The sequence below is a fragment of the Variovorax sp. 01T432 genome (assembly GCF_056398605.1).
Map to the genome: position 1 here is coordinate 77,496 of NZ_JBFTPS010000015.1, position 21,245 is coordinate 98,740.

The 21,245-nt window shown below is 68.5% G+C and carries 16 protein-coding genes; 9 read left to right on the forward strand and 7 right to left on the reverse strand.

The genetic code is table 11. The annotated features are described in order from the left end of the window. Nucleotides 1-53: 53 nt before the first annotated feature. From AC1DNF_RS14060 to AC1DNF_RS14070, 3 genes are all read right to left on the reverse strand, one after another. Entirely contained in the window at nucleotides 54-494 is a 441-nt protein-coding gene (locus tag AC1DNF_RS14060; protein ID WP_478149218.1) for a proprotein convertase P-domain-containing protein, read from the reverse strand. Between the two features lie 170 nt (nucleotides 495-664). Then, complete coding sequence (locus AC1DNF_RS14065; RefSeq protein WP_478149219.1) at nucleotides 665-1,996, reverse strand: toxin TcdB middle/C-terminal domain-containing protein; 1,332 nt, start codon at nucleotides 1,994-1,996, stop codon at nucleotides 665-667. Further along, nucleotides 1,975-3,327, reverse strand: coding sequence for an RHS repeat domain-containing protein (locus AC1DNF_RS14070; protein ID WP_478149220.1), 1,353 nt, complete (start codon nucleotides 3,325-3,327; stop codon nucleotides 1,975-1,977). The genes AC1DNF_RS14065 and AC1DNF_RS14070 overlap by 22 nt, the downstream gene beginning before the upstream one ends. A 499-nt stretch (nucleotides 3,328-3,826) precedes the next feature. On the opposite strand from AC1DNF_RS14070, the gene AC1DNF_RS14075 reads away from it, so the two are divergent. From AC1DNF_RS14075 to AC1DNF_RS14090, 4 genes are all read left to right on the forward strand, one after another. Continuing rightward, nucleotides 3,827-5,083: an MFS transporter gene (locus AC1DNF_RS14075; RefSeq protein WP_478149221.1), complete on the forward strand. Its 1,257-nt coding sequence runs from the start codon at nucleotides 3,827-3,829 to the stop codon at nucleotides 5,081-5,083. Between the two features lie 118 nt (nucleotides 5,084-5,201). Next, nucleotides 5,202-5,402 (forward strand): hypothetical protein, encoded by a 201-nt coding sequence (locus AC1DNF_RS14080; RefSeq protein WP_478149222.1) that lies wholly within the window; start codon nucleotides 5,202-5,204, stop codon nucleotides 5,400-5,402. Continuing rightward, nucleotides 5,392-6,468, forward strand: a complete 1,077-nt coding sequence (gene tadA, locus AC1DNF_RS14085) for a tRNA adenosine(34) deaminase TadA (protein ID WP_478149223.1) — start codon at nucleotides 5,392-5,394, stop codon at nucleotides 6,466-6,468. Before AC1DNF_RS14080 ends, tadA begins: the two co-directional genes overlap by 11 nt. Next, entirely contained in the window at nucleotides 6,465-7,394 is a 930-nt protein-coding gene (locus tag AC1DNF_RS14090; RefSeq protein ID WP_478149224.1) for an LD-carboxypeptidase, read from the forward strand. The genes tadA and AC1DNF_RS14090 overlap by 4 nt, the downstream gene beginning before the upstream one ends. 43 nt (nucleotides 7,395-7,437) lie before the next feature. Here AC1DNF_RS14090 and AC1DNF_RS14095 read toward each other — a convergent pair whose 3' ends face one another. Next, complete coding sequence (locus AC1DNF_RS14095) at nucleotides 7,438-7,728, reverse strand: hypothetical protein (RefSeq protein WP_478149225.1); 291 nt, start codon at nucleotides 7,726-7,728, stop codon at nucleotides 7,438-7,440. A 345-nt stretch (nucleotides 7,729-8,073) separates the two neighbouring features. Here AC1DNF_RS14095 and AC1DNF_RS14100 point away from each other — a divergent pair, with 345 nt between their 5' ends. Beyond that, entirely contained in the window at nucleotides 8,074-9,021 is a 948-nt protein-coding gene (locus AC1DNF_RS14100) for an adenylate/guanylate cyclase domain-containing protein (RefSeq protein ID WP_478149226.1), read from the forward strand. Between the two features lie 17 nt (nucleotides 9,022-9,038). Here the strand turns inward: AC1DNF_RS14100 and AC1DNF_RS14105 are convergent, their stop codons facing one another. Beyond that, on the reverse strand, nucleotides 9,039-9,230 hold the full coding sequence (locus AC1DNF_RS14105; protein ID WP_478149227.1) for a hypothetical protein: 192 nt from the start codon (nucleotides 9,228-9,230) through the stop codon (nucleotides 9,039-9,041). Nucleotides 9,231-9,457: 227 nt separating this feature from the next. Here AC1DNF_RS14105 and AC1DNF_RS14110 point away from each other — a divergent pair, with 227 nt between their 5' ends. Together AC1DNF_RS14110 and AC1DNF_RS14115 are read left to right on the forward strand one after the other, a co-directional pair. After that, on the forward strand, nucleotides 9,458-10,441 hold the full coding sequence (locus AC1DNF_RS14110) for a hypothetical protein (RefSeq protein ID WP_478149228.1): 984 nt from the start codon (nucleotides 9,458-9,460) through the stop codon (nucleotides 10,439-10,441). 38 nt (nucleotides 10,442-10,479) lie between these two features. After that, nucleotides 10,480-14,142 (forward strand): Dyp-type peroxidase, encoded by a 3,663-nt coding sequence (locus AC1DNF_RS14115; RefSeq protein ID WP_478149229.1) that lies wholly within the window; start codon nucleotides 10,480-10,482, stop codon nucleotides 14,140-14,142. Nucleotides 14,143-14,146: 4 nt separating this feature from the next. Here AC1DNF_RS14115 and AC1DNF_RS14120 read toward each other — a convergent pair whose 3' ends face one another. Further along, complete coding sequence (locus AC1DNF_RS14120; RefSeq protein WP_478149230.1) at nucleotides 14,147-17,245, reverse strand: ATP-binding protein; 3,099 nt, start codon at nucleotides 17,243-17,245, stop codon at nucleotides 14,147-14,149. A 231-nt stretch (nucleotides 17,246-17,476) separates the two neighbouring features. Here AC1DNF_RS14120 and acuI point away from each other — a divergent pair, with 231 nt between their 5' ends. Continuing rightward, complete coding sequence (gene acuI, locus AC1DNF_RS14125) at nucleotides 17,477-18,463, forward strand: acrylyl-CoA reductase (NADPH) (RefSeq protein WP_478149231.1); 987 nt, start codon at nucleotides 17,477-17,479, stop codon at nucleotides 18,461-18,463. 984 nt (nucleotides 18,464-19,447) lie between these two features. Here the strand turns inward: acuI and AC1DNF_RS14130 are convergent. After that, nucleotides 19,448-20,134: a M24 family metallopeptidase gene (locus AC1DNF_RS14130; RefSeq protein WP_478149232.1), complete on the reverse strand. Its 687-nt coding sequence runs from the start codon at nucleotides 20,132-20,134 to the stop codon at nucleotides 19,448-19,450. 126 nt (nucleotides 20,135-20,260) lie between these two features. Between AC1DNF_RS14130 and AC1DNF_RS14135 the strand changes: the two genes are divergently transcribed. After that, nucleotides 20,261-21,244, forward strand: coding sequence for a GlxA family transcriptional regulator (locus tag AC1DNF_RS14135; RefSeq protein ID WP_478149233.1), 984 nt, complete (start codon nucleotides 20,261-20,263; stop codon nucleotides 21,242-21,244). The last annotated feature ends 1 nt before the right edge of the window (nucleotide 21,245 follow it).

The window sequence follows — 21,245 nt, forward strand, 5'->3', positions numbered from 1 at the left end:
CGTGAAAGCAGGCGGCGTGCTCGCGGACGTCGTCCAGGCGGTAGCGCTGTTGGTCATTGGGGATGCCGTCGGGCAGCATCCGCAGGCGTGATCGTCAGCGACCACCTGCTGAAGATTCCTCTCATCTCGCGTGTCGAGCCGAATTCACTGATCTTCAATGTCCAGCTCCCTTGCATGCCTTGACCGATGAACGGCGAGAGCGGGGACGACTGTTCCGTCGAGACATGGCTGAGAACCTGGTCGTCAGGACTCGAATGAACGTTCGGCAGTGCGACCGTCTGTCCGGCCGGCGACGTGAGTTCGACCCGAACGAAGGCGCCGCTGGTGTATGTCAACTCAACCGTCACCCCCAGCGTGCCCACAGTGCCGGCGTTCGCGATCGCGATGCTGCTTGGAAACGCGCCCCGGGTGATCGGCATGTTGGGCGTGGCCTTGCCCTCGATCGCGGTCGATGGCGAGACATCGCCCAAGGTGTCGTTCTCGTCCTCGCTCATGTCGAACCACGGGAAGTAGCTCGTCCGTCGCTTGTGCCCGAGCGCCGTGATGACGGCTACTTCCCGACCCAGGGGATCGTAGGCGTGCGTGTCCGCGTGGCCCCACGAGCGCGCTTGCGCGTCGTTGACATGGCTCGCCCGATCGATGAAGTAAGGCTGATAGACCCGGATCACCTGCCCCTTGTTGTCATACTCGACACGGCCCGACACCGCCCAGCGCGCCGCGTCTCCCGTGTCACGCTCGACCGGCTTGCCGCTGCCGTCGAGTTCGAGCTCTCCCGCAGGCGTGACGACACAGGCCAGCCCGGGGGGCACTTCTTCTTCGATTGAAGGGCTCTTCCGAAGCCGTCGCTGTGCGACATCGCGATCTGTATCTGCGGCTTCGGATCGACCGCGTCGGGGTGCTGGTCGGCCTCGAACGCCGCGCTCTGCACCGGGCTGCGCGAGGCCATCCAGCTGTGTGTGTCATACAAGTAGACAGCCGCGGCCCGCTGGATCGCGCGGGCAGGGTCCGCCAGGGCGGCGTCGATGCTCGCCAACGCGTCGGCCTTCGGATTGAAGTCGCTCACCGGATCGAAGCCCGTCAAGGCAAGCTTGCCGTCGTCGTCGCGCTCGGTGCCGTAGCTGGAAGTCGCGACAACGCGGCCGAGTGCATCGAAGAGCGCCTCCTGGGTGTTCTCGTTGGGGTCGATGACACGCCAGGGACTCAGGAACCGGTAGTCGTATTGCGCGCGGACGCGATTGCCGACCCCGTCGGTCACGCTTTCCACCACGCAGCTGTGCGCGTCATAGGTGAATCGCCGGGGCGCGACGATGGCCGTGCTCCGCATGCTCCTCGGCCGCTGGAAGGGCAGCCACTGGCCCTGGTCCACATAGGTCGCGTAGCCGCTCTGGACGGTCCAGAGGGCCGTGGCTGTCTCGCCAGGTTCGCAGAGTACCTTGCCGCCCTCCAGGTAGCCGGCCCGCACCAGGTCCTCGCCCAGTTCGGAGAGTGGAATGTCCGCGTAGGCGGCCAGTGCCTGGTCATCCAGTTCGGCCGTCTCCACGTGGTGCACCAGCGCCAGGCGCGGCGGCTGCGCGCCCACGGGCAGCGCGGCGCTGCCCGCCGCATCGAAGTAGAAGGTCACCGTCTGGCCCGCGAATGCACGTGGCCGCGTGCTGTCCAGAAGCCCGCCCGGCGTGTCCAGGGCTTCGCAACTCAAGCCGGTCGCGGATGCCGGATAGCCGTCGTAGCCGGCCGCGTAGGTCAGCACGTTCTGCCGTTGTTCGTAAGGCAGGGCGAGGCGCCAATCGTCCCGGGTCGTCAGATTGAAGACGGTGGCGATGTCTTCCACCAGGCGCAGCGGCAGCTGTTCGTCGTCGTAGCTGCTCGCCCACAAGCGGTCGGGCACGCTGGCCGGGTAAGGATTGGCGCCGCCCTTCGGTCTGCGGCCGTAACTCACGGCCACGCGGCGCAGCGGTGCTCCGAAGGCATCGGCCTTCAAGGTGATCTGCTGCCGCACGAGCGGGTCCCCGTTAGAAGCACCGCGTGGTTGGAAGTCGGCGAGACCTGCATCTGCGTGGTGTAGGAGGTGTTGCCCTGGTGACGAATGCGGATGAGGTTGCCGCCGCGGTCATAGTCGAAATGGCGGGTGTAGTTGCTCAACAGGCTGGGGTCGCCGTCCATCGGGATGGGGGCGGGCAAGGCAGAGCTTTGCTGCCCGGCATTGGCCATCTCCCGGCCGGTGGCGCTCAGGAGCTGGTAAAGGGCGTCGTAAGTGTAGGTGCTCGTCGCATCGACGCGCTGGTTGTCGTGGAAGCGCGTCGGGGCGGCCGCATCGTGGATCGACAGGATGTTGCCGACCGGGTCGTGGACGTAGCTCAGGTCCTGCAGCAGGGTGGGGCGGCCCGCCTGGCTCGCTCGCGTGGTGAGCACGCGGTGCAGGCGCTGGGTCTGCGGCTCGTACTCGTAGCGGGTCTCGACACCGTTGCCGGCCACTTCCCGCAGCACCTTGCCGGCGGCGCTGTAGGCGATCGAGGCCAGGATGGGCTCGCTCGCTTGGCCCTTCAAGCCGAGGCTGCTGCTGGCGAGCCGGCCCGCGACGTTATAGCGCCGTTGTTGGACGTTGCCCTTGGCATCGATGCTGCGCTCGACCATGTCCAGGGCGTTGTAGCTGGAGCGGCTCTCGTAGCGGGTGGTCTCCAGCGCCGCTTGCCATTGGGCTTCGTCGCTTTGCCAGTCGCTCTGCGCATTGGAATCGGCCAGCAGCCGGCGCACCGAGCGCAAGGCCTTGCCCGAGGTGCTGAAGCTGGGCATCTGGTTGAGCCCGGCGGTGTCGTAGTGGCGCACCAGCTGGCCGCGGGTGTTGTCCCCGGAGGCGGCCGGCTCGGCCTCGCCGTAGACGTAGCGCTCGCTGATGCGCATCGAGCCGGTCGCATCGCGCTCCTGCAGTTCCAGCGGCCGATGCAGGGCGTCGTAGGTCCAGCTCTGGACCTGGCCTCGGCCGTCCTTCCGCCAGACCGGGGCGCCCTCGATGTCGTGGATCGTGATCTGCGGGCCGGCGTCCTGGCTCAAGGTCCGGAGCACACGCCCGGACAGGGAGGGGATGTAGCGGAAGTTGGGTAGGATCGCGTCATCCGCCTGCCGCGCGGCGAACAGCCGGGGATCGATGCTGCTGCAGGGGTGGCCGGTGGCGGTGAAGCGCTGCAGGGAGATGTGCTCGTCGGCCGGCTGGCCGGCCTCGCCGCGGTTGTATTGCAGGGTGCGAACCGTCAGGCCCCGGTTGTCCCGGACCTGGAGCATGGGCGTGCCGGAGCACATGGCTGTGGTGGCGGTGTTGGCGATGGTGGGCATGCGGGACTCCTGATCCAACCGCTTGCCGAGCGCGGTTTATCCGAGGAGGCGCAACTTTGGTGCCAGACGCACGGAGTGCCGGGCGTTGAGCCTGTTCCGGGAGCGAACGCGCAGCCGTGATCGCCTCAGGACGCGCTCGGGAGGACCTGCTCGCCGAGCGATCTGTCACGCCGGCTTGACGATCCATCGGCCCTCTGCCGGTCACGGCCCGGGCCGTTCAGCGGGGAGCATTCGCGTCACCGGCACATCCAGGGGCGCAGCCCCTTTTGCCGCATGTGTGTGACATCGCGCTGCGGCATCGGAATGGACCTTTCGGACGCTCGGCTCTTCCAAAGCGCGAATCGCGCGCACCGAAGGCATGGGGAAGCCGACGTTCGCATCGGAAGAGAACTCCGACCGACAGGGCCTCGACGCCCGCTGTGCCGCACGGCCGGCGGGCTCGTGCTAAGGTCTGGCCGCTCGGCGTCAGCCCTGCGCTTCCTCACCGCGAGACTCCCACGTGCCTCTTCCGCAAGCCCCGGTGCCCACCGGGCAGAAATCAACCGTTGCCGCGTCCGCCGCTCCCGCCGACCCGGGCGGTATCTCGTCCAACCTGACTTTCCTGTTCGCGGTGGCCTGCGGCCTCTGCGTGGCGAACATCTATTTCGCGCAACCGCTCATCGGACCCATCGCCGAAACGCTGCACCTGCACGCGGGCCTGGCGGGCCTGATCATGACGCTGACCCAGCTCGGCTATTGCGCCGGTCTGCTGCTCGTCGTGCCCCTGGCCGACGTGATGGAGAACCGCAAGCTGATCCTGATCGCCATGGGCGGCGCCGTGCTGGGTTTGCTGGGCATCGCGTTGTCGAACTCGGCCCTCGGCTTCCTGGCGGCGTCCTTCGTCGTCGGGCTGTGCGCGGTGGCGGCCCAGGTGCTGATGCCGCTGGCCTCGCACCTGGTGCCCGCGTCGACGCGCGGCAAGGTGGTGGGCAACATCATGGCGGGCCTGCTGGCCGGCATCATGCTGGCGCGGCCCTTCTCGAGCCTGGTCGCGTCGGCCTTCGGATGGCGCGCGGTGTTCGCGATCTCGGCCGCCTTGATGGCCGCGCTCGCCATCGTGTTGCGGCGCGCGCTGCCCAAGCGAGTTCCGCACGGCGCGATGAGCTACGCGCGCACCATGGCGTCGTTGCCGGGCATCGTCCTGCGCACGCCGCTGCTGCGTCGCCGGGCGTTCTACCAGGGGATGATGTTCGGCGGCTTCCAGGTTTTCTGGACGGCCGTGCCGCTGCTCCTGGTGCATGAGTTCGGCATGGGGCAGGGCGGCATCGCGCTGTTCGCGCTGGCCGGCGCGGGCGGTGCCCTGATCGCGCCCTGGGCGGGCAGGCTGGCCGATCGCGGCATGACCCGCCCGGCCACTGGCGCGGCGATGGGCGCGGCCCTGCTGGCCTTCGTGCTCGGCGCGGTGTCGGCGCGCCTGCATTCGCTGGCCGGGCTGGTGGTTGCGGGCGTGGTGCTCGATGGCGCTGTGCAGCTGTGCAACGTGCTCAGCCTTCGCAGCCTCTATGTGCTGGCGCCGGAATTGCGCGGTCGCCTCAATGGGCTCTTCCTGACCAGCATCTTCCTGTGCGCCTCGGTGGCCTCCGGTCTTGCGGCCGCGCTGTACGCCTTCCACGGCTGGAGCGGGCCGAGCCTGCTGGGCGGCGGATTCGCCGTGGCCGCGCTGCTTCTTTACGCGACGGAGTTCCGGCGCGGACCGCTCCTGCGCGCGGCATCCTAGCCGCTCCCGGCGGAGCAGACAGGGCTTCCTGTCTTGGCGGAACCGACTGGCGAGCAGGATGCGGGCTCGCCGCGCCGAGCGCCCGCACAAGGCGCTGCCGCTCGGGGACAATCGACGCATGCGCATATTCGGTTTGATCGGACTGGTGCTTGCACTGGTCCTTGTCGGCGTGCTGGTCAAGAGGCAGATCGGCGGCATCGCCGCGGCCCACGGGCCGGCCGGCGATGGCCGCACGCAGAGCCAGCGGATTCAAGAGCAGGTCAAGCAGTCGCTCGACGCGGCAATGCAGCAGCGCCGCGCGATGCCCGATGACAACTGACGCGGACTGGATGCGGCTCGCGCTCGCGCAAGCGCGGGCGGCGGCTGATGCCGGCGAAGTGCCAGTCGGCGCCGTGCTGGTGAAGGACGGTGAGCTCATCGCGACAGGCCGCAATGCGCCCGTCGCGCTGCATGACCCCAGCGCGCACGCCGAGATCAACGCGCTGCGCGCCGGAGCCGCCGCGCTCGGGAACTATCGGCTCGACGGCTGCGAACTCTTCGTGACGCTCGAACCCTGCGCGATGTGCGCCGGCGCAATGCTGCATGCACGGCTGGCCCGCGTCGTGTTCGGCGCGGCGGACCCCAGGACCGGCGCGGCGGGCTCCGTCCTCGACCTGTTCGCAGAAGCCCGGCTCAACCACCATGCGCGGGTCCAGGGCGGTGTGCTCGCCACGGAATGCGCCGAGCTTCTTCAGGTGTTCTTCCGGGGCAGGCGCGACGCGGCCCGCGAGACGGCCGAGCCCTTGCGCGACGATGCATTGCGCACCCCGGCCGATCGTTTCGCCGCGCTGAGGGACTACCCCTTCGCGCCGCACCATGTGAGCGAGCTGCCCGGCCTGAGAGGCTGGCGGATGCATTACCTCGATGAAGGCCCGCGATCGGCGCCCGTCACATGCCTGTGCCTGCACGGCCCCGGCGAGTGGAGCTATTTCTTCCGCCACGTGGTGGCCGTTCCCGGCGTGCGATGGCTGGCGCCTGACCTGATCGGCTTCGGCCGCAGCGACAAGCCCAAGCGCGAGGCCGTGCACGACCTGGGCTGGCACCGCGATGTTCTGCTCCAGTGGCTGGGTGGCCTTCGGCCCGGCCCCCTGGCCTTGCTGCACAGCGCCGCCGCTTCCGGCCTGGCGGCGCTTCTGGTCGCGGCGGCGCCCGATCGATTCGTCGTCACGCTGCTCGCGCCGGAGGGCAGCGAGCATGTGGCCGATGCCTGGCGCGCACCCTTCCCCGATCGCGGCTACGACGCGGCGCTGCGCGCCCTGGGCCCGATCCGGAGCGACGCATCCGGCCCCACGGCGGCGCAGGCCGAGGCCTTGGCCCGGGATGCGATGGGATACTTCGCCCCGTGACAAAACACATCTACATCTATTCGCCCTCCAGCGCCGTCCGCGACAAGGCCGCATTCCGACGCGGCGTGAAGCGCCTGCAGGCACTGGGCCACGAAGTCGAAATCGACGAGGCCGCGCTCAGCACCCACCAGCGATTTGCCGGCGACGACGCCACCCGCCTGGCAGCCATCGCGCGCGCCGCGGCGAGCGGTGCCGACGTGGCGCTGATTTCGCGCGGCGGCTACGGCCTCACGCGAATCCTGGATGCCATTCCCTACAAGGCGGTGGCCAAGGCGATCCACCGTGGCACCGAGTTCGTGGGCCTCAGCGACTTCACGGCGTTCCAGAACGCATTGCTCGCCCGCACCGGCGCGGTGACCTGGGCGGGCCCCGCCGTGGGCGAGGACTTCGGCGCCAAGGCCGGCGCTGACGACATCATGGAAGCCTGCTTCGACGATCTCTTGAGCGGGCAGGGCGAGGGCACAGGCTGGCGCGTGTCCGCGCGCGACGCCGCGTCCATGCCCGCGCTGCGCAACATCCACGACGCGGTGCTGTGGGGCGGCAACCTCTGCGTGCTGACCTGCATGCTCGGTACGCCTTACTTCCCGGCGATCGACAAGGGCGTGCTCTTTCTCGAAGACGTCAACGAACACCCCTACCGGATCGAGCGCATGCTGGACCAGCTGCGCCATGCGGGCGTGCTGGCGCGCCAGAAGGCGGTGGTCCTGGGGCAGTTCACGGGAATCAGGAAGGTGCCGCACGACAAGGGCTTCAGCCTGCAGACCGTCGTCGCCCGCCTGCGAGAACTGATCAAGGTGCCGGTCCTGACGGGGCTGCCCTTCGGGCACGTGCAGACCAAGGTGCTGCTGCCCGTCGGCGCGAAGGTCGAACTGGCGGCCGATGTGCGTGATGTCTTCATGGTCTGGGGACACCGGCACGCGCATTGAGGGTGCCGGAAAGCGAAACGGCCGCCGTGGCCGCCGTTGGAATTCAGGTCGTGATGCGCTCGTGGCGCCGGGGCACCATCGTGCCGGGAAGACCACCCTTGAACAGCCGGTTGATCTCCCGCATCTGGCGGCGCGCCGCCACTTCGCCGTCGACTGCGCTCAACGCGGTGAGGACATCCTGGCGCAGGTACCAGAGGGCTTCGAGGTCGCCGGCAAATCGAACGCGTTGAGCAACGCGTTGAATGGAATGGCCGCCGTGGGCCTGCAACAGCGAGAGCATTGCAGTACGGATCCGGCCCATCTGACGATCCGCCGAACGGCGGAAGCCGAACACCGGAAGCGACAGGAAACGGAAGAAACTGCTAGGGGACACCATGAGACGAAAGGCGTAGGGCCGAGAGCCTTGGGAGTCGCTACGTTAAGCCCGGCGATCGGCCTGCACAAGGGCGGAAGCACTTTTTCATGTTTAAAAACAACATACTTCACGAATCACTTCAAGCGCCATCTGAAGAATTGCTACCTTAGTGTTACTTTTGCGATGTGCCGAAAGCAATTGCAATGTATCGAAATGAAAAAGCAACAGCTTGGGCCGCAATGCCGCTCATTTGAGCCGCCGCAAGGGCGTTTGCCTGTTGCTTTGCCATAATCGACCAGCGAACGCTACCAAAAACTGCACAACATGGCCGCCCATTCCACTGTCGTATTCGCTGACTTGACCGGCAGTACCAGAGTCTTCGAGGCTATGGGCAACGCGCGCGCGACCGAGACGGTCACGCGCCTGATTCAGTGGATCGGCGGCGTCTGCGAGGCGCACGGAGGCCGCGTCGTGAAATCGCTGGGCGATGGCGTCTTTGCGATATTTTCTGATGGCGCATCCGCGACGCGCGCGGTCCTTGAAATGCAGCGCAACCACCAGAAGCGTTTGCAGACCTGGCCGGCTCCGTTGCGCATGGAACTCCAGATCGGTGTCGCCAGCGGCGAGGTCGTCGAAGTCGATGGCGACTGCTATGGCGACGCCGTGAATCTCGCGTCGCGGCTGAGCGATCTGGCCGGCCCCGGCCAGATCTGGGCGACGGAATCCGTCGTCGATCAGTTGAACGAAGGCGAAGTGCGCCATCGCAGCCTGGGCCCGATCAATATCCGCGGCAAGAACGAGATGCCGGTCGTGCACCGCATCGACTGGCAGGACGAGGTCTCCGAATTCCTGACGATGCCGGCCTCGCTGGTCTCGCCGGCTCGCGGGGCCGACTCCTCGTTCGGGCAGATCGAACTCGCGTGGCTCGACGTCCGCTCGATGTTCCGGGCGGCGGAGCTGCCGATCCACCTGGGGCGCGTCGACGAGGCGCAGTTCGTGGTCAACGACCCGCGCGTATCGCGCCTGCATGCGCGGATCGAGGCCCGCCAGGGAAGCTGCGTGCTGGTGGATGTCAGCACCTACGGCACGTGGGTGCGTTTTCATGGAACGGCCGGCGCGAGCGGCGAGATCGCGCTCAGGCGCGACGAATGCGTGCTGCACGGCAGCGGCGAGATCGGACTTGGCGCTCCGTTGAGCGACTTCAGCGCGCCCACCATCTCGTTCAACACCACCGGCGGCAATGTGCTGCTGGCGCGTCGCGACGTTCGCTGAATGCCGCAGGTGCGAAGCTAGCGGATCGTTGACAGGCGCCAGCGTGCCGGGCCTGTGCCTGTCGAGCATTCGTCGATCAGGCGCGTCGATTGCTCGACCTGGTCGGTCATCCGCTTGTTCAGGCGGCTCCAGCCCCTGTACATCGGTACGACGACCAGCCAGCCAACGCCCATGACGCCGAACAAGGCGCCGATATATGCCGCATGCATGGGTTCCATCCTCGAGCTCTTCTTGTTGTGGAGGCGCGAGTCTGCCGGGCGGGCCGCGTTCTGCCTATCCGGCCTTCATGTGAGTCTGCGCAATTGCGCACGGTTGCGGCCGGGCACTTGTCACGCTATGCAGATTTCGCGCGCGCCGGGTCCCCAACCGGATGGATGTGTCGCGAGGGCGCCCTCCGTACGCTCCGTGTCCTCGACATTCCCGCACGGAGCCCGATTTGCCGCTGATCACCGAGCACCTCGCGGTCAGTCCCGCCGTGATGGCCGACCCGGCGGCCGGCTGGCGCCGCCTGATCCGCATCGACAGCGCCGGCGGCGACGTCAGCGAGGTGATCAAGGCCACCAACGACTTCCTGCCGCAGCGCCTGGTCTATGCCGAGGGCGATTCATGGTTCGACAAGCTCGCGCCTCTGCCCGCGCAGGGCTCGAACCTTCTCGATGCCATCCGGACGCCCTATCTCACGGCAGTGGTCGATGTGGCCCGCATCGGCGAGGAGGTGCGCGACATGGTCCGCGGCCACCAGGCCCGGCGTGCGCGCGAGATGTTCAAGCTCTTCAGCTTCCAGGCGATCCTGCTGTCGGCCGGCGGCAATGACCTGAAGAACACCTTCGCCGATCTCTTCGCCACGCAGGCCCTGGCCAACGAAGGCTTCCGCTCGCCCTTCCAGTCCATGGACCTTGACCGGCTCGCGGCACCGGCGAGCTACAGCGAATTCTTCGGCGACGTCATCCGCAACATCGGCCGCTTCGTCGATCTGCGCGACTCGGCCGGCAACGCCGGCACCCGGGCCGCGCCCATCTTCGTGCACGGCTACGACTACTTCCAGCCGCGGCCGGCGACGGCGCAGATCTTCGCCGGCAGCCGCGTCGGCGCCGGACCCTGGCTGCATCCCGCCATGAAGGCCGCCGGGCTGGCGGACGCGCAGATGCGCGAGGCCGCGGACGCCGTCGTCGACGAACTGAACCGCCAACTGCAAGCGGTGATCGCCGGGCTTCCCAATGTCCACGTGATCGATCAGCGCGGATTGCTCGCGCCTGCCGCGCCCAACTCCTGCGGGCCGAACGCGGACTGGATGGACGAAATTCATCCGACCAAAGAGGGTTTCACCCGGCTGGCACGCAACCGCTGGGACGTACCCTTGTCGCGCGCGCTCGGGTGGCGGCCCGGCGCACGCGACCTGGTGCCCGCGCTGGGCGCTTGAGATTCACCACGGCCCGATGGGTCGACTGAAGGGACGACATGCAGACCGACATCCTGAGCACCGAGCTTGGCGGCATTGCCAACCTGGCACTGCTGGCACCCATCAAGCCGGGTTTCGTCGACCGGTACGAGACCATCACCTACGCCAGGCGCCTGGAGCTGCTGCTGAAGACGGTCAATGCCATCCGGCTCGCATCGCGCGAATCGGCGCTCATCAAGAGCCCGTTTCCGGATGCGGTGGGCCGCACGGGCATCCTTCATTCGTTCCGCTATGCCATCGTGCCTCCGGAACTCGGCTCCAAGGGTGAGCCCGCGCCCATCGAAGCCGAGCCACGGCCGGGCGTCTACCGCCTATCCCTGAACGTCACCTTCGACGGCGGGTGGGAGCCGTATATCCGCGTGATCCACCGCGACCTCGGCCCGCTGCTGGACGCGATCTTCTGCAACTGCACGGGCTACCCCGAGGCCCGCCTGCACAGCTTCTACGCCTACACGCGCTGGGTGCGCGACCATGAGATTCCGGGCGGCCTTTTCTATACCGAGTCGCCGATGACCGTGGAAGACCAGCGCTACCTGGCGGCGGTGGAGAGGACCGTCAGGGAACAACGCAAGGGCGTGGCGGCCGCCGACCTTGCTCGCGCGCGCTTCGCATTGAGGGAGCCGCCGGACCTGCGCGCCGTCCTGGCCGCGTTCGAAGCAGCGCCCGCGGCCGTTCGCCAGGAGACCATGAGGCTGCACCTCAAGGCGCTCAAGGGCTTGTATGACCTCACGACCTTCTACCCGAAGAACGACGAAGGCGACGACCTGACATTGCTCAGCTTTGCGCAAAGCGCGTTGCCGGAGTTCCGTGCCGTGCTTCCCTCGCCGGTGCCGGTGCCGGTGCCGGGGCCGCTGCCGGCCGAACTGCTGCCGTACGCGGCGCCGATCGGCTGGCTCAAGACCGAAATTCCCGTGGCGACGCCCATTGAGCGGGCGGCCGTCCTCGCGCCCGATTCTCGTCGCATCCAGGGCGGCATCGTCACCCGCTACGACGGCATCACGCATGGCTGCCTCGTGCTGCTGCGGCTGACCGACGCCGAGCAGGCGCGCCGATCGCTTGCCGGGCTGGAACTCAGCGTCGAGGGCGGCGCGCCGCGTCTCGTCCAGTGCAACGTCGCGCTCACCTTGCAGGGCCTGAAGGCGCTCGGTGTCCCGAAGTGGCGCATCGACATGTTCCCGCACGAGTTCCTCGAAGGCATGGAGGCCCGCGCCGGGGCGCTGGGCGACGTGCGCGGCAACCACCCCGACTTTTGGCGGCGTCCCAGATTCGGCAACGATCCCTTGAAGCCGGAGATCGACCTGGGCGCGGTGCACGTGGTCGTCCAATACCGGTTCGCGGGCAGCGTGGACCAGGCGCGTCGTCCGCAGGAACTGCAGGCGAAGCTCGACGAGCTCGGGCGGACGCAAGGTCTCAGGATCCTCGCCGTCGAGTCGATGCGCAGCTATCCCGACAAGGCCGGTTTCAACAGGGAGCACTTCGGCTTTCGCGACGGCTTCAGCCAGCCGGTCATCAGCGACGCGATCAGGCCGGAGAAGCCGACGTTCGAATGGAATGACGGCGTCCGGCGCGGCGAAATCTTCCTGGGCTACGCGAACGACCGCGGCGACGGCCCCTATCCGCCGCGCGAAGACCCGCTGCTGGACGACGGCACCTTCCTCGCGATACGCAAGATGCGGCAGCACGTGGGCCGTCTGGAGCACGTGCTGCGCACAGCCGCCGAGGCCTGGACGCCGCGCGCCGAGAACGACACCGCCGAGGCATGGCGCGCGAGGGTCGAGCAGGCGATGCGTGGCCTCAAGGCCAGGCTGATGGGGCGCGATACCGAGGGCGCGACGCCCGTCGCGCCCGACCTGGGCGCCCCCGCGCGGACCAATGTGTTCGACTACTCGAAGGATCCGGCCGGGCAGAAGTGCCCGTTCCAGTCGCATGCGCGCAGGACCAATCCGCGCACGCACCTTCCCATGCCGCGCATCATCCGGCGGGGCATGTCCTATGGGCCGCCCTTCAGCGAGGAAACCGATGCGGAGCGCGGCATCTACTTCATGGCCTATTGCGCCAGCCTGGCCGAGCAGTTCGAGGTGATCCAGCGCTGGGTGGCCGGTGGCAACAGCAGCGGCGGGCTGTCGGCCCACAGCGATCCATTCCTGGGCGTGCCCCAAAAGGGCGAGGCGCGGGTCTACGAATACTTCGACGCGGCAGGCGCGCTCCAGCGCATCGATCTCGGCTCCGAGCCTTTCACCGAACTGCAGTGGGGTGTCTACCTCTTCGTTCCCTCCGTGACCGCGCTGGCGAATCTCGAAAGCATCGTCAGCGAAGGCCAGGCCTCAGCCCGGGACGATCAAGGCGAGGCGGATGCGCGGGGGCAGGGCGGTGCCCGCTGCCCGGCCTTCACGGCCTGGCAGCAATCGATCGAAGACCCCAACGAGCGCAAGAAGGCATGGAAGCGGGTGATCGACGCCCCCGACGGCGAAGGCAAGCTGGAGACACCCTATGGCCTGCTGATCGCGAAGCAGGAGCCGGTGCTCGAAGCACTGAAGGATGACGGAAAGACGATGTCCGTCTGCGGCTATGGCCGGCGCTTCGCGCAGACGATCGGACCGGGCTACCTCGGCCTCGACGCGCAGGCCCACACCGCGGAGGCGGAAACGCCCAGCGGCGCCGGCGTCAACCAGGCGATCGCCGACATCAGCGTCGAGGAAGCCTTCGAGAAGGCTTTCGGCGTCACTTCGGCCATGCTCGAACATGCCTTTCCGTCCACGCCCCATCCCACGAGAAGGGGCGGCTTCGAGAAGAACGTGGACATCGTCATCCTGAGCGAAATGGTCCTGGCCAGCCTGTGCACGGCCTGGTTCGGCCTGCCCGATGCCAGGCAGGAGTTCATGGGCGACCGCAGGGGCATGGGGTCAGCCAAGGCGCGCTGCCCCGGCCATTTCGTCTCGGTGTCGAGGTATGTGTTCTGGCCCTATCCGTCGGACGCGGAGACCGAGGAGGCCAAGGCGCACGGCGCGGAGATCCTCGAAGCGGTCACGGCTTTCCTGCAGGCGGCGGAGGGTGGCGCGGCGGTGCTGGGCCCGCTCTCGGGGAAGATCAAGAACGTGCTCGCCCCCCAGTCGAAGTCGGACCCCGGTCTTCTTGCGCGCACCCTTGCCGGCGTGATGCTCGGATTCCCGCCGACCGTGCACCTCAACTTCCTGCGCGTCATGACGGCCTGGGTGGGAAACAACGCCACCACGCCCTCGTCGACGCCGAAGGTCTCGCTGTGGGATCTGCAGGCCGACCTGATCGCCGAGGGCGCGACGGGCAGGGCGCCGAGCCCGATGCTGCAGGATGCCTTGTTCGCGCAGATGCGCGAGTACCCGGGGCCCGAGCTGGTCTGGCGCGAATCACCGGGATCGACGCCGGGCCCGGGTGGCGCGGAGCCGCACAAGACCGTGCTCGGCCTCGCGGCCGTCATGCAAGACCCGCAAGCCCATCCCCTCGTGATGTTCGGTGGCGCGCACGCGTCCAACAAGTCCGCCCCGCCGGCGCTGCACACGGTGCACGGCTGCCCGGGCTACTCGATGGCCGTCGGCGTTCTGCTCGGCATGATCACCGCGATCCTGCTGACGAAGGGCACGCTGCGTCCGACCGCCTCGCCCGCGATCCTCAATGTGCTGAGCTGAGGCGTCAGAGCCTGGCGGCCAGCCTGCGCGCCTCGCCGAGGTGCCAGTGCATGCCCATTCGCTCGAAGGCCTCCATCGACGTGTCGAGCAGGCAGCGCGCCCGGGACCGGTCGCCGAACGCGCCGGCGATGCCGGCCGCGCACAGTTGCGTCGACGCAGTCTCGTGCGCGGAGCCGCGGGTGCGCGCCACCCGCATGGCGCGTTCGATGTAGCGCTCGGCGCGCGGCCGGTCGCCGGCGCCGCCCGCCTGCTCGGCCAGCGCGCGGTACGCCATGGCCACGCCGATCAGGTCGCCGCCGCGCCCGCGTGCCAGCGCGCGCGCCGCGTTGTGCCGGGCTTGTGTCGCGCGCCCGACCGACACCAGCCCGCTGGCGAGCCAGCCGTAATTCAGGGAACGGAACAGGGCGCCTTCGCGCGGCTCCAGCCAGGCGGTGGCCTGCTGCACGCGATGCAGCGCCTCCAGCTCGCCGGTCAGCATCCAGTCGGCGAAGGCGACCTCCGCGCGGCCCATGCAGAACTGGAACAGGCTGCGTGTCTGCTCCGCGATACGCGTCGATTCGGCCGCCGCCGCATGCGCGTCGGCCCATCGGCCCTGCCAGAGCAGCACGGCGCAGCGCCAGCCTTCGATCGAGGCGCCGATCTCGTGCGTGATGCCGAGCACCGATGCCTTGGCGTCGTCGAAGCACTGGTATGCCTGCGCGAAATCGCCGCGGTCTCCCAGCACCCAGCCGCGGCAGACGAGCGAAAAGGCCAGACCCACCGTCGGGCGCGAGCCGCTGCGGTGCCGCCGCTTGATCTCGATCGCCTCGTCCAGGAGCGGCAGCGCGCCCTCGTAGTCGCATGCGGCGGTCCGCGCCTGCCCCAGCGTGGCACGGATCTGCACCGCCAGCGGATCGTCGCCGGCCCCCTGCGCCGCCGCCGAAGCCAGCTCGCAATGCGCGATCGCTTCGCGCGATTCGCCGAGCGCGTAGTTGACGTAGCCGAGCCAGTATTGGGCGCGCGCGAGGGCGGCCTGGTCGCCCAGGTGCTGCGCCATGACGACCGCGCGACGGAAGATCTGCAGGTCTTGCCGCGAGGCGTCGAAGACGCACACCAGTCCGAGCTTGTTGGCGATCGCCAGCCAGTGCGCGGGCGATGAGGGCAAAGACTTGTCGGCATCCAGCGCGGTCAGCGCCGCCACGTACTGCGCCTTGGCGCGATCGAGGGCGGACACGGCAACGGCCTTGTCGCCCGCGAGTTCCGCGTAACGGGCGGCATCGTGGGCGTGACCGCCGGCGCCGTAGTGGTAGGCGAGCGCCTCGTAGGCTTCGTCACGCGCCGTGCTTCCGTGCCGGCGCAAGGCCTCGGCGATGCGCAGGTGCATGGCTCTGCGCGCGTGCAGCCCGATCGCGTCGTAGATGACGTCGCGGGTGATGCCGTGCTTGAAGCGCAAGGTTCCCGGCGTCTCGCCGGGGAAGATGAAGTCCGCGCCGGCGAGCCCCTGCACCAGCGGGTCGTCTTCCGGGCACCCCGTGAGCGCCTGCAGCAGCCAGGCCGGAATGACGTTGCCGATCACAGCCGCCGTGCGCACCAGTTCGGCCTGCTCCCCGGTCAGGCGCGCGACGCGCGACTCGACCAGCACGCTCAGCCATGCGGCACCGCCGTGCAGGCGCACCAGGCGCCGGTCCATGTCCTCGTGCGCGGCCGAGTGGCAAAGCTCCTCGATGAAGAGCGGATTGCCGCCGGCGTAGAGATTGATCTCGGCGGTGACGAAGGGGTCGGCCGAGGGCAGCAGTTCGCCGATCGACTGCGCCGATTCGCGCTCCGAGAAGGGTGGCAGGTCGATGACGTGGATGTCGTTCATCGTCGCATCGCCGGCCTCGAAGCCCCGGGTCGACACCAGCACGAACAGGGCCGTGCCGGTGCGCGCGCGAATGGCCGAGAGCAGTTGGAGAGTGGCGGCATCGGCCCACTGGGAGTCGTCGACGAACAGCACCAGCGGCCCGCGCGCGAGCAGGTGCGCGAACAGTGCCTTGACGGCCGCCATCGTGCTGTCCGCCGCGATTGCCTTGCGCTTTCCGTCCTCCTCGGTCGCGAGGGACAGCGCGCGCAGGAACTCCGCGCCGTGCGCCTGCAGCCCCGTATCGGCCAGATAGCGCGTGACGGCGTCGGCCGCATCCTTCGCCGCCATGGCGGGCGTCAGGCCGAAGACGCTGCGCAGCATCTGGAGCACGGGTTGCAGCGGCTCCGCGCTGAGGTAGCTCTCGCAATAGCCCGTGAGCACCTGGCAACCGCGCCGGCTCGCGCGCGCCAGGAACTCGCGCGCCAGGCGCGTCTTGCCGACGCCCGCCGGGGCGGAGATCGCGACGTGGCAGGCGGTTCCGGCCAGCGTCCTGTCGAGGAAGTCTTCCAGCGTCGCGAGCTCGCCTTGCCTGCCGATGAAGGGCGACAGGCCGCGGCGCTCGCTCGCCTCGAAGCGGGTGCGAACCTGCGCCCGGCCCAGGATGTTGTACGCGGCCAGCGGCACGGGCCGGCCGGCCACTTCGACCATCCGCTTCGGACTGGTCTCGAAGAAATGGCTCTCCGGCCCCAGTGTTTCCTCGCTGACGAGGATTTCGTCGCGTGCCGCGGCATCCGACAGGCGCGCCGCGATGTTGGGCACCTTGCCCAGCAGTTCGAGCCGGCCGAGCACCATGTCGCCTTGCTGCACCAGCACCAGGCCGGAATGGATGCCGCTGTGCAGGCGCGGCAGCGGCCAGGGCGCGGACGCCTCCGGCGCGGCCAGTTCGCGCACGGCCAGGTGGAGTTCGAGCGCGGCTTCGGTGGCGCGGCGGCCGTCGCCTTCGCGCGCTTCCGGAAAGCCGAAGACGGCCAGCACCCCGTCACCCTGGATACGGACGACGCTGCCGCCGTGCCTGGCGACCACGGTCTCGTACACGCGCCGCAGGCGCCCGAGCATCTCGGCATAGTCTTCGGCCTCCATCGAGGCGCTCAGGGCGGTCGAATTGCAGAGGTCGCAGAACAGAACCGTCAGGTAGCAGCGCCGGCCCGCAGTGGGCGTCGCTTGCTCGACGGGGTGTTCTGGTCCGGGAATGCTGGAGGGGTTTGCGAGCGGGGGTTCCATGGGAGGTCCGGCGACACACATGGCGGCTCGCCATGGCGCAGGTGTATCGCATGCCGGGCGGGATGGTGTCAAGGCGCCATCCGGCCGGGTCCCCTTGTCCGACGTGGACGGGCTGTTCGATTGACCGACCGGGCAGACGTGTCTATTCTTTTTTTTCCGGCGTTCGATGCCGGCCAGTCCTCGGCCTTCTTCTTCCCGGAGGGCCCCAATCCGCCAAGAAAGAGAAACACCATGTTCAGATCACTGCTGCTGGAGCAGGTCGACGGCGCCACGCGCGCGAGCGTCGTCGAACTCGACGATGCGCGACTGCCCGAGGGCGCCGTCACGGTCGCCGTCGAGTATTCGACGCTCAACTACAAGGATGGTCTCGCGATCACCGGGCGCGGCCCCGTCGTGCGCGTCTGGCCGATGGTTCCCGGCATCGACTTCGCCGGCACGGTCGAGGCCAGCAGCGATGCGCGATTCGGCGTGGGCGAGCAGGTCGTCATGAACGGCTGGGGCGTCGGCGAGAACCGCTGGGGCGGCCTGGCGCAGAAGGCGAGAGTGCCGGGTGACTTCCTGATTCCATTGCCGGCGCCCCTGACGACGCGCAACGCCATGGCCATCGGCACCGCGGGCTACACGGCCATGCTGTGCGCGCAGGCCCTGGAGCGCGGCGGCGTCGCGCCCGATGGCGGCGAGATCCTGGTCACCGGCGCCAACGGCGGCGTCGGCGGCTTTGCCATCGCCATCCTTTCGCGCCGCGGCTATCGTGTCGTGGCTTCCACCGGGCGCATGGAGGAAGCCGAGCGGCTGCGCTCGCTGGGCGCCGCCGAGGTCATCGACCGCGCCACCCTGTCCGAGAAAGGCAAGCCCCTGCAGAAGGAGCGCTGGGCCGGCGCCGTCGACAGTGTCGGTGGCCATACGCTGGCCAATGTGTGCGCGAGCACGCGCTACGGCGGCGTCGTCACCGCCTGCGGGCTGGCCCAGAGCATGGATTTCCCGGCCAGCGTCGCGCCCTTCATCCTGCGCGGCATCACGCTGGCGGGCATCGACAGCGTCAACGCGCCCTATGCCCGAAGGATCGCCGCCTGGGACGCGCTGGCCCGCGAACTCGACGCCCCGGCCATCGCCCGCATCGCCGACGAGGAGATCACGCTGGCGCAGGCGATCGATGCCGCGCACGCGCTGATGGAGGGCAAGGTCAGGGGGCGCGTCATCGTCAACCCGAACGCCTGAGACCGGGAGCCACCAGGCCCTCCACCTGCGCCGCATAGCGCAGGACTCGCGCATCCTCGAAGCGAGGCGCGACGACCCGCAGCCCCACGGGAAGACCGCGCGCCCTGCCGGCCGGCCACCGATCAGGGGCGGCCCGAGCTGGTCGAGCGGCCAGGCGGTCACCGGCGCGGTGGGGCACAGCAGCAGTTCGAAAGTCTCGAAGAAGCGCGACAGGCTCGCGCCGATGCGCTCCTTGAGCCGAAGCGCTCGTGCCACGTCCTCGGGCCTGAGTATGAGACGCTTGAGAACCTTTTCGGCGATGTTGCATTCAGTACTGACGCCAAGTTGCTTGCCACGAATCCTGACTTCTATCTTGATGCAGCAAGTCTGCGAGACAGAGTTCGCCAAGCTGCAATCCGGTTGTCCAAACTGAAACGCTAGTAAGAACGAGGCGTCGCCGCTGGCCGGCAGCGCATTCAGCCGCGAGGTAAGGACCGRTGTGCGCGGCAATGGCACGTCAGCCTGAACAGCGACGGCGACGCCGCCCTCGAAGCCGGACGTAGCACGGCCGAGAGTCGAGCCCGGCGATGGCGCAGCCTACGCCGCCCAGCAAGGCAGCCAGTTGCCCGGCGCGCGGATCGGAAACACCGTTTCCGTCGAAGCCGAACATCTCTCCGCTGAATTCGCCGACGACGGCACCCGGCGCTCCGGCCCCGCAGCCACCGGCGCTGTGAGCGCGCGCCGCGCCGACCGCACACCGCGCGATCGCGTGCGCCGCCTTATTGCCGAACTAATCGGGGTTCATGTCCCCGATGGCAAATGTCCCTGAGCCGCGACGGTGTCCAGCAGGGCCGCCTTCAGCCCATCCCGCACGTGAACGCCGGCAACCAGGCCACGGTGATCAGCGGCCGCGACGCGACGATGAGCGGCGAAGTGGCCGCGACCGACAGCGTAAATCCCGACATCCGCAGCACCCGCTCAGTTCCGCGATCGACCCGAGCGAAATCAGCCGTAATACTCGTCCCCCAGCAGCATGTCCTCAAAGAACGCCCCGAATCCCCCGCCAGCCTCGCAAAGATGAATCTCCAGGATCCACCGCATCGGCGATGGGCTGATCTCCAGTTCCGCCAGCGACCCGGTGTGGATGGCGGCGTGCGGGAAGTCGGAGACGCGATGGCCCGGCAGCTTCGGGTCCAGCACCCAGCCCATGGACCGCGCGCGCTGCTCCGCATGGACGTAGAGCGCCTGCCCGCTCAGCCCTTCGCGCAGCCACACGCTGCGCAGTTCATGGAACAGCGCCTCGGCATCGCGCGCGCAGCGTTCCAGCGCCTCGTCATGCCCGACGACGAACGACGCGCCGCCATCACCCTCCCAGTCGCCGAATCGCGGTGCGATGTCCAGAAAGAAGATGTCGTTCGGCTGCAGCACCACGCCCGGTGTCGAGGCTTCCTTCATCGCCTTCATCGTGTTCGGCCCGAAGCGCACGCGGGTCGGATGCCAGGTCTTCTGCAGCCCCAAATCGGCCATCATCTTCCTGGCCAGGGCCACGGCATCTTCCTCGATCATTCCCGGCTCGATGCGCGCGGCGATGTCGCGGATGGCCTGGCGGGTCTTGCCCCGCGCAAGCAGCATGCCATCGACTGAAAATGCCGGTCCAACCCTTTCCGCGGCTGGCGCAAAGTTCGCATTCATTCGTTCTCTCCAGTTCGTGCGCGAGACCTCGCGCCACTGCTTCCGAGTGTGCGGCGGCGCTCTCGAAGCCCAACGACAATCCGGGGCGCCGCACCGCCAAGGTGGGAGCCTTTCCAGCCACGCACCATGAACCGAACCGTCGCATTGCTTCTCTTCGCCGGCGTCCAGTCGCTGGATGTCAGCGGTCCCATGGACGTCTTCTCCGAGGCCAACCGCTTCCTGCCGCCCGACGATCGCTACCGGCTCGAAGTCATCGGCGTCGAGCACGGGCTGGTGGCCTGCTCCAACGGATTGCCGGTGCAGGCACACAAGCATTTCAGYGAAGCCCTCGATGCCTACGACCTGCTGCTGGTCGCGGGCGGGCCGGCGCTGGCGCGCCAGCTTTTCGATCCGGCGCTGTACGAGTGGCTCACTGCGGCCACCGCGCGCGCCGAAAGCTTCGGCTCGATCTGCAGCGGCGCTTTCATTCTTGCCCGTGCCGGCCTCCTGGACGGCCGGACGGTAACCACGCACTGGAACGACGCGGCGGCGCTTGTCAGGCTGTGCCCCTCGGCACGGGTCGAACCCGATCGCCTCTACATGCGGGACGGCGCGCTCTACACCTCGGCTGGCGTGACGGCGGGCATCGATCTTTCGCTCTACCTGCTTGCCCAGCATCACGGCCCGGAGGTGGCGCTCAACGTCGCCAGGCGCCTCGTGGTGTTCACGCAGCGATCGGGCGGGCAGTCGCAGTTCAGTCCCTTTCTCACGCCGCACGTCGAACCGAGTTCACCCGTGGCGCAGGTGCAGCGCTACGTGCTGGCGCATCTGCGGGACGACCTGACGGTCGCGGTGCTGGCCAAGGTGGCGAACACCAGCGAGCGCAGCTTCTCGCGCAACTTCGCGCGCGACGCCAAGGTCACGCCGGCCGAGTTCGTCGAGAGCGCGCGCGTGGATGCGGCGCGCGTCATGCTCGAGAACGGCAATGCGCCGCTGAAGACCGTGGCCTACCAGTGCGGATTCAACGACGCCCATCGGATGCGGGCGGTGTTCACCCGGCGGCTGGGCGTCACACCCCAGCAGTACCGAACGAACTTCAGCTCGCCGGGGCGCTTGGCCGACGCGGCCTGAG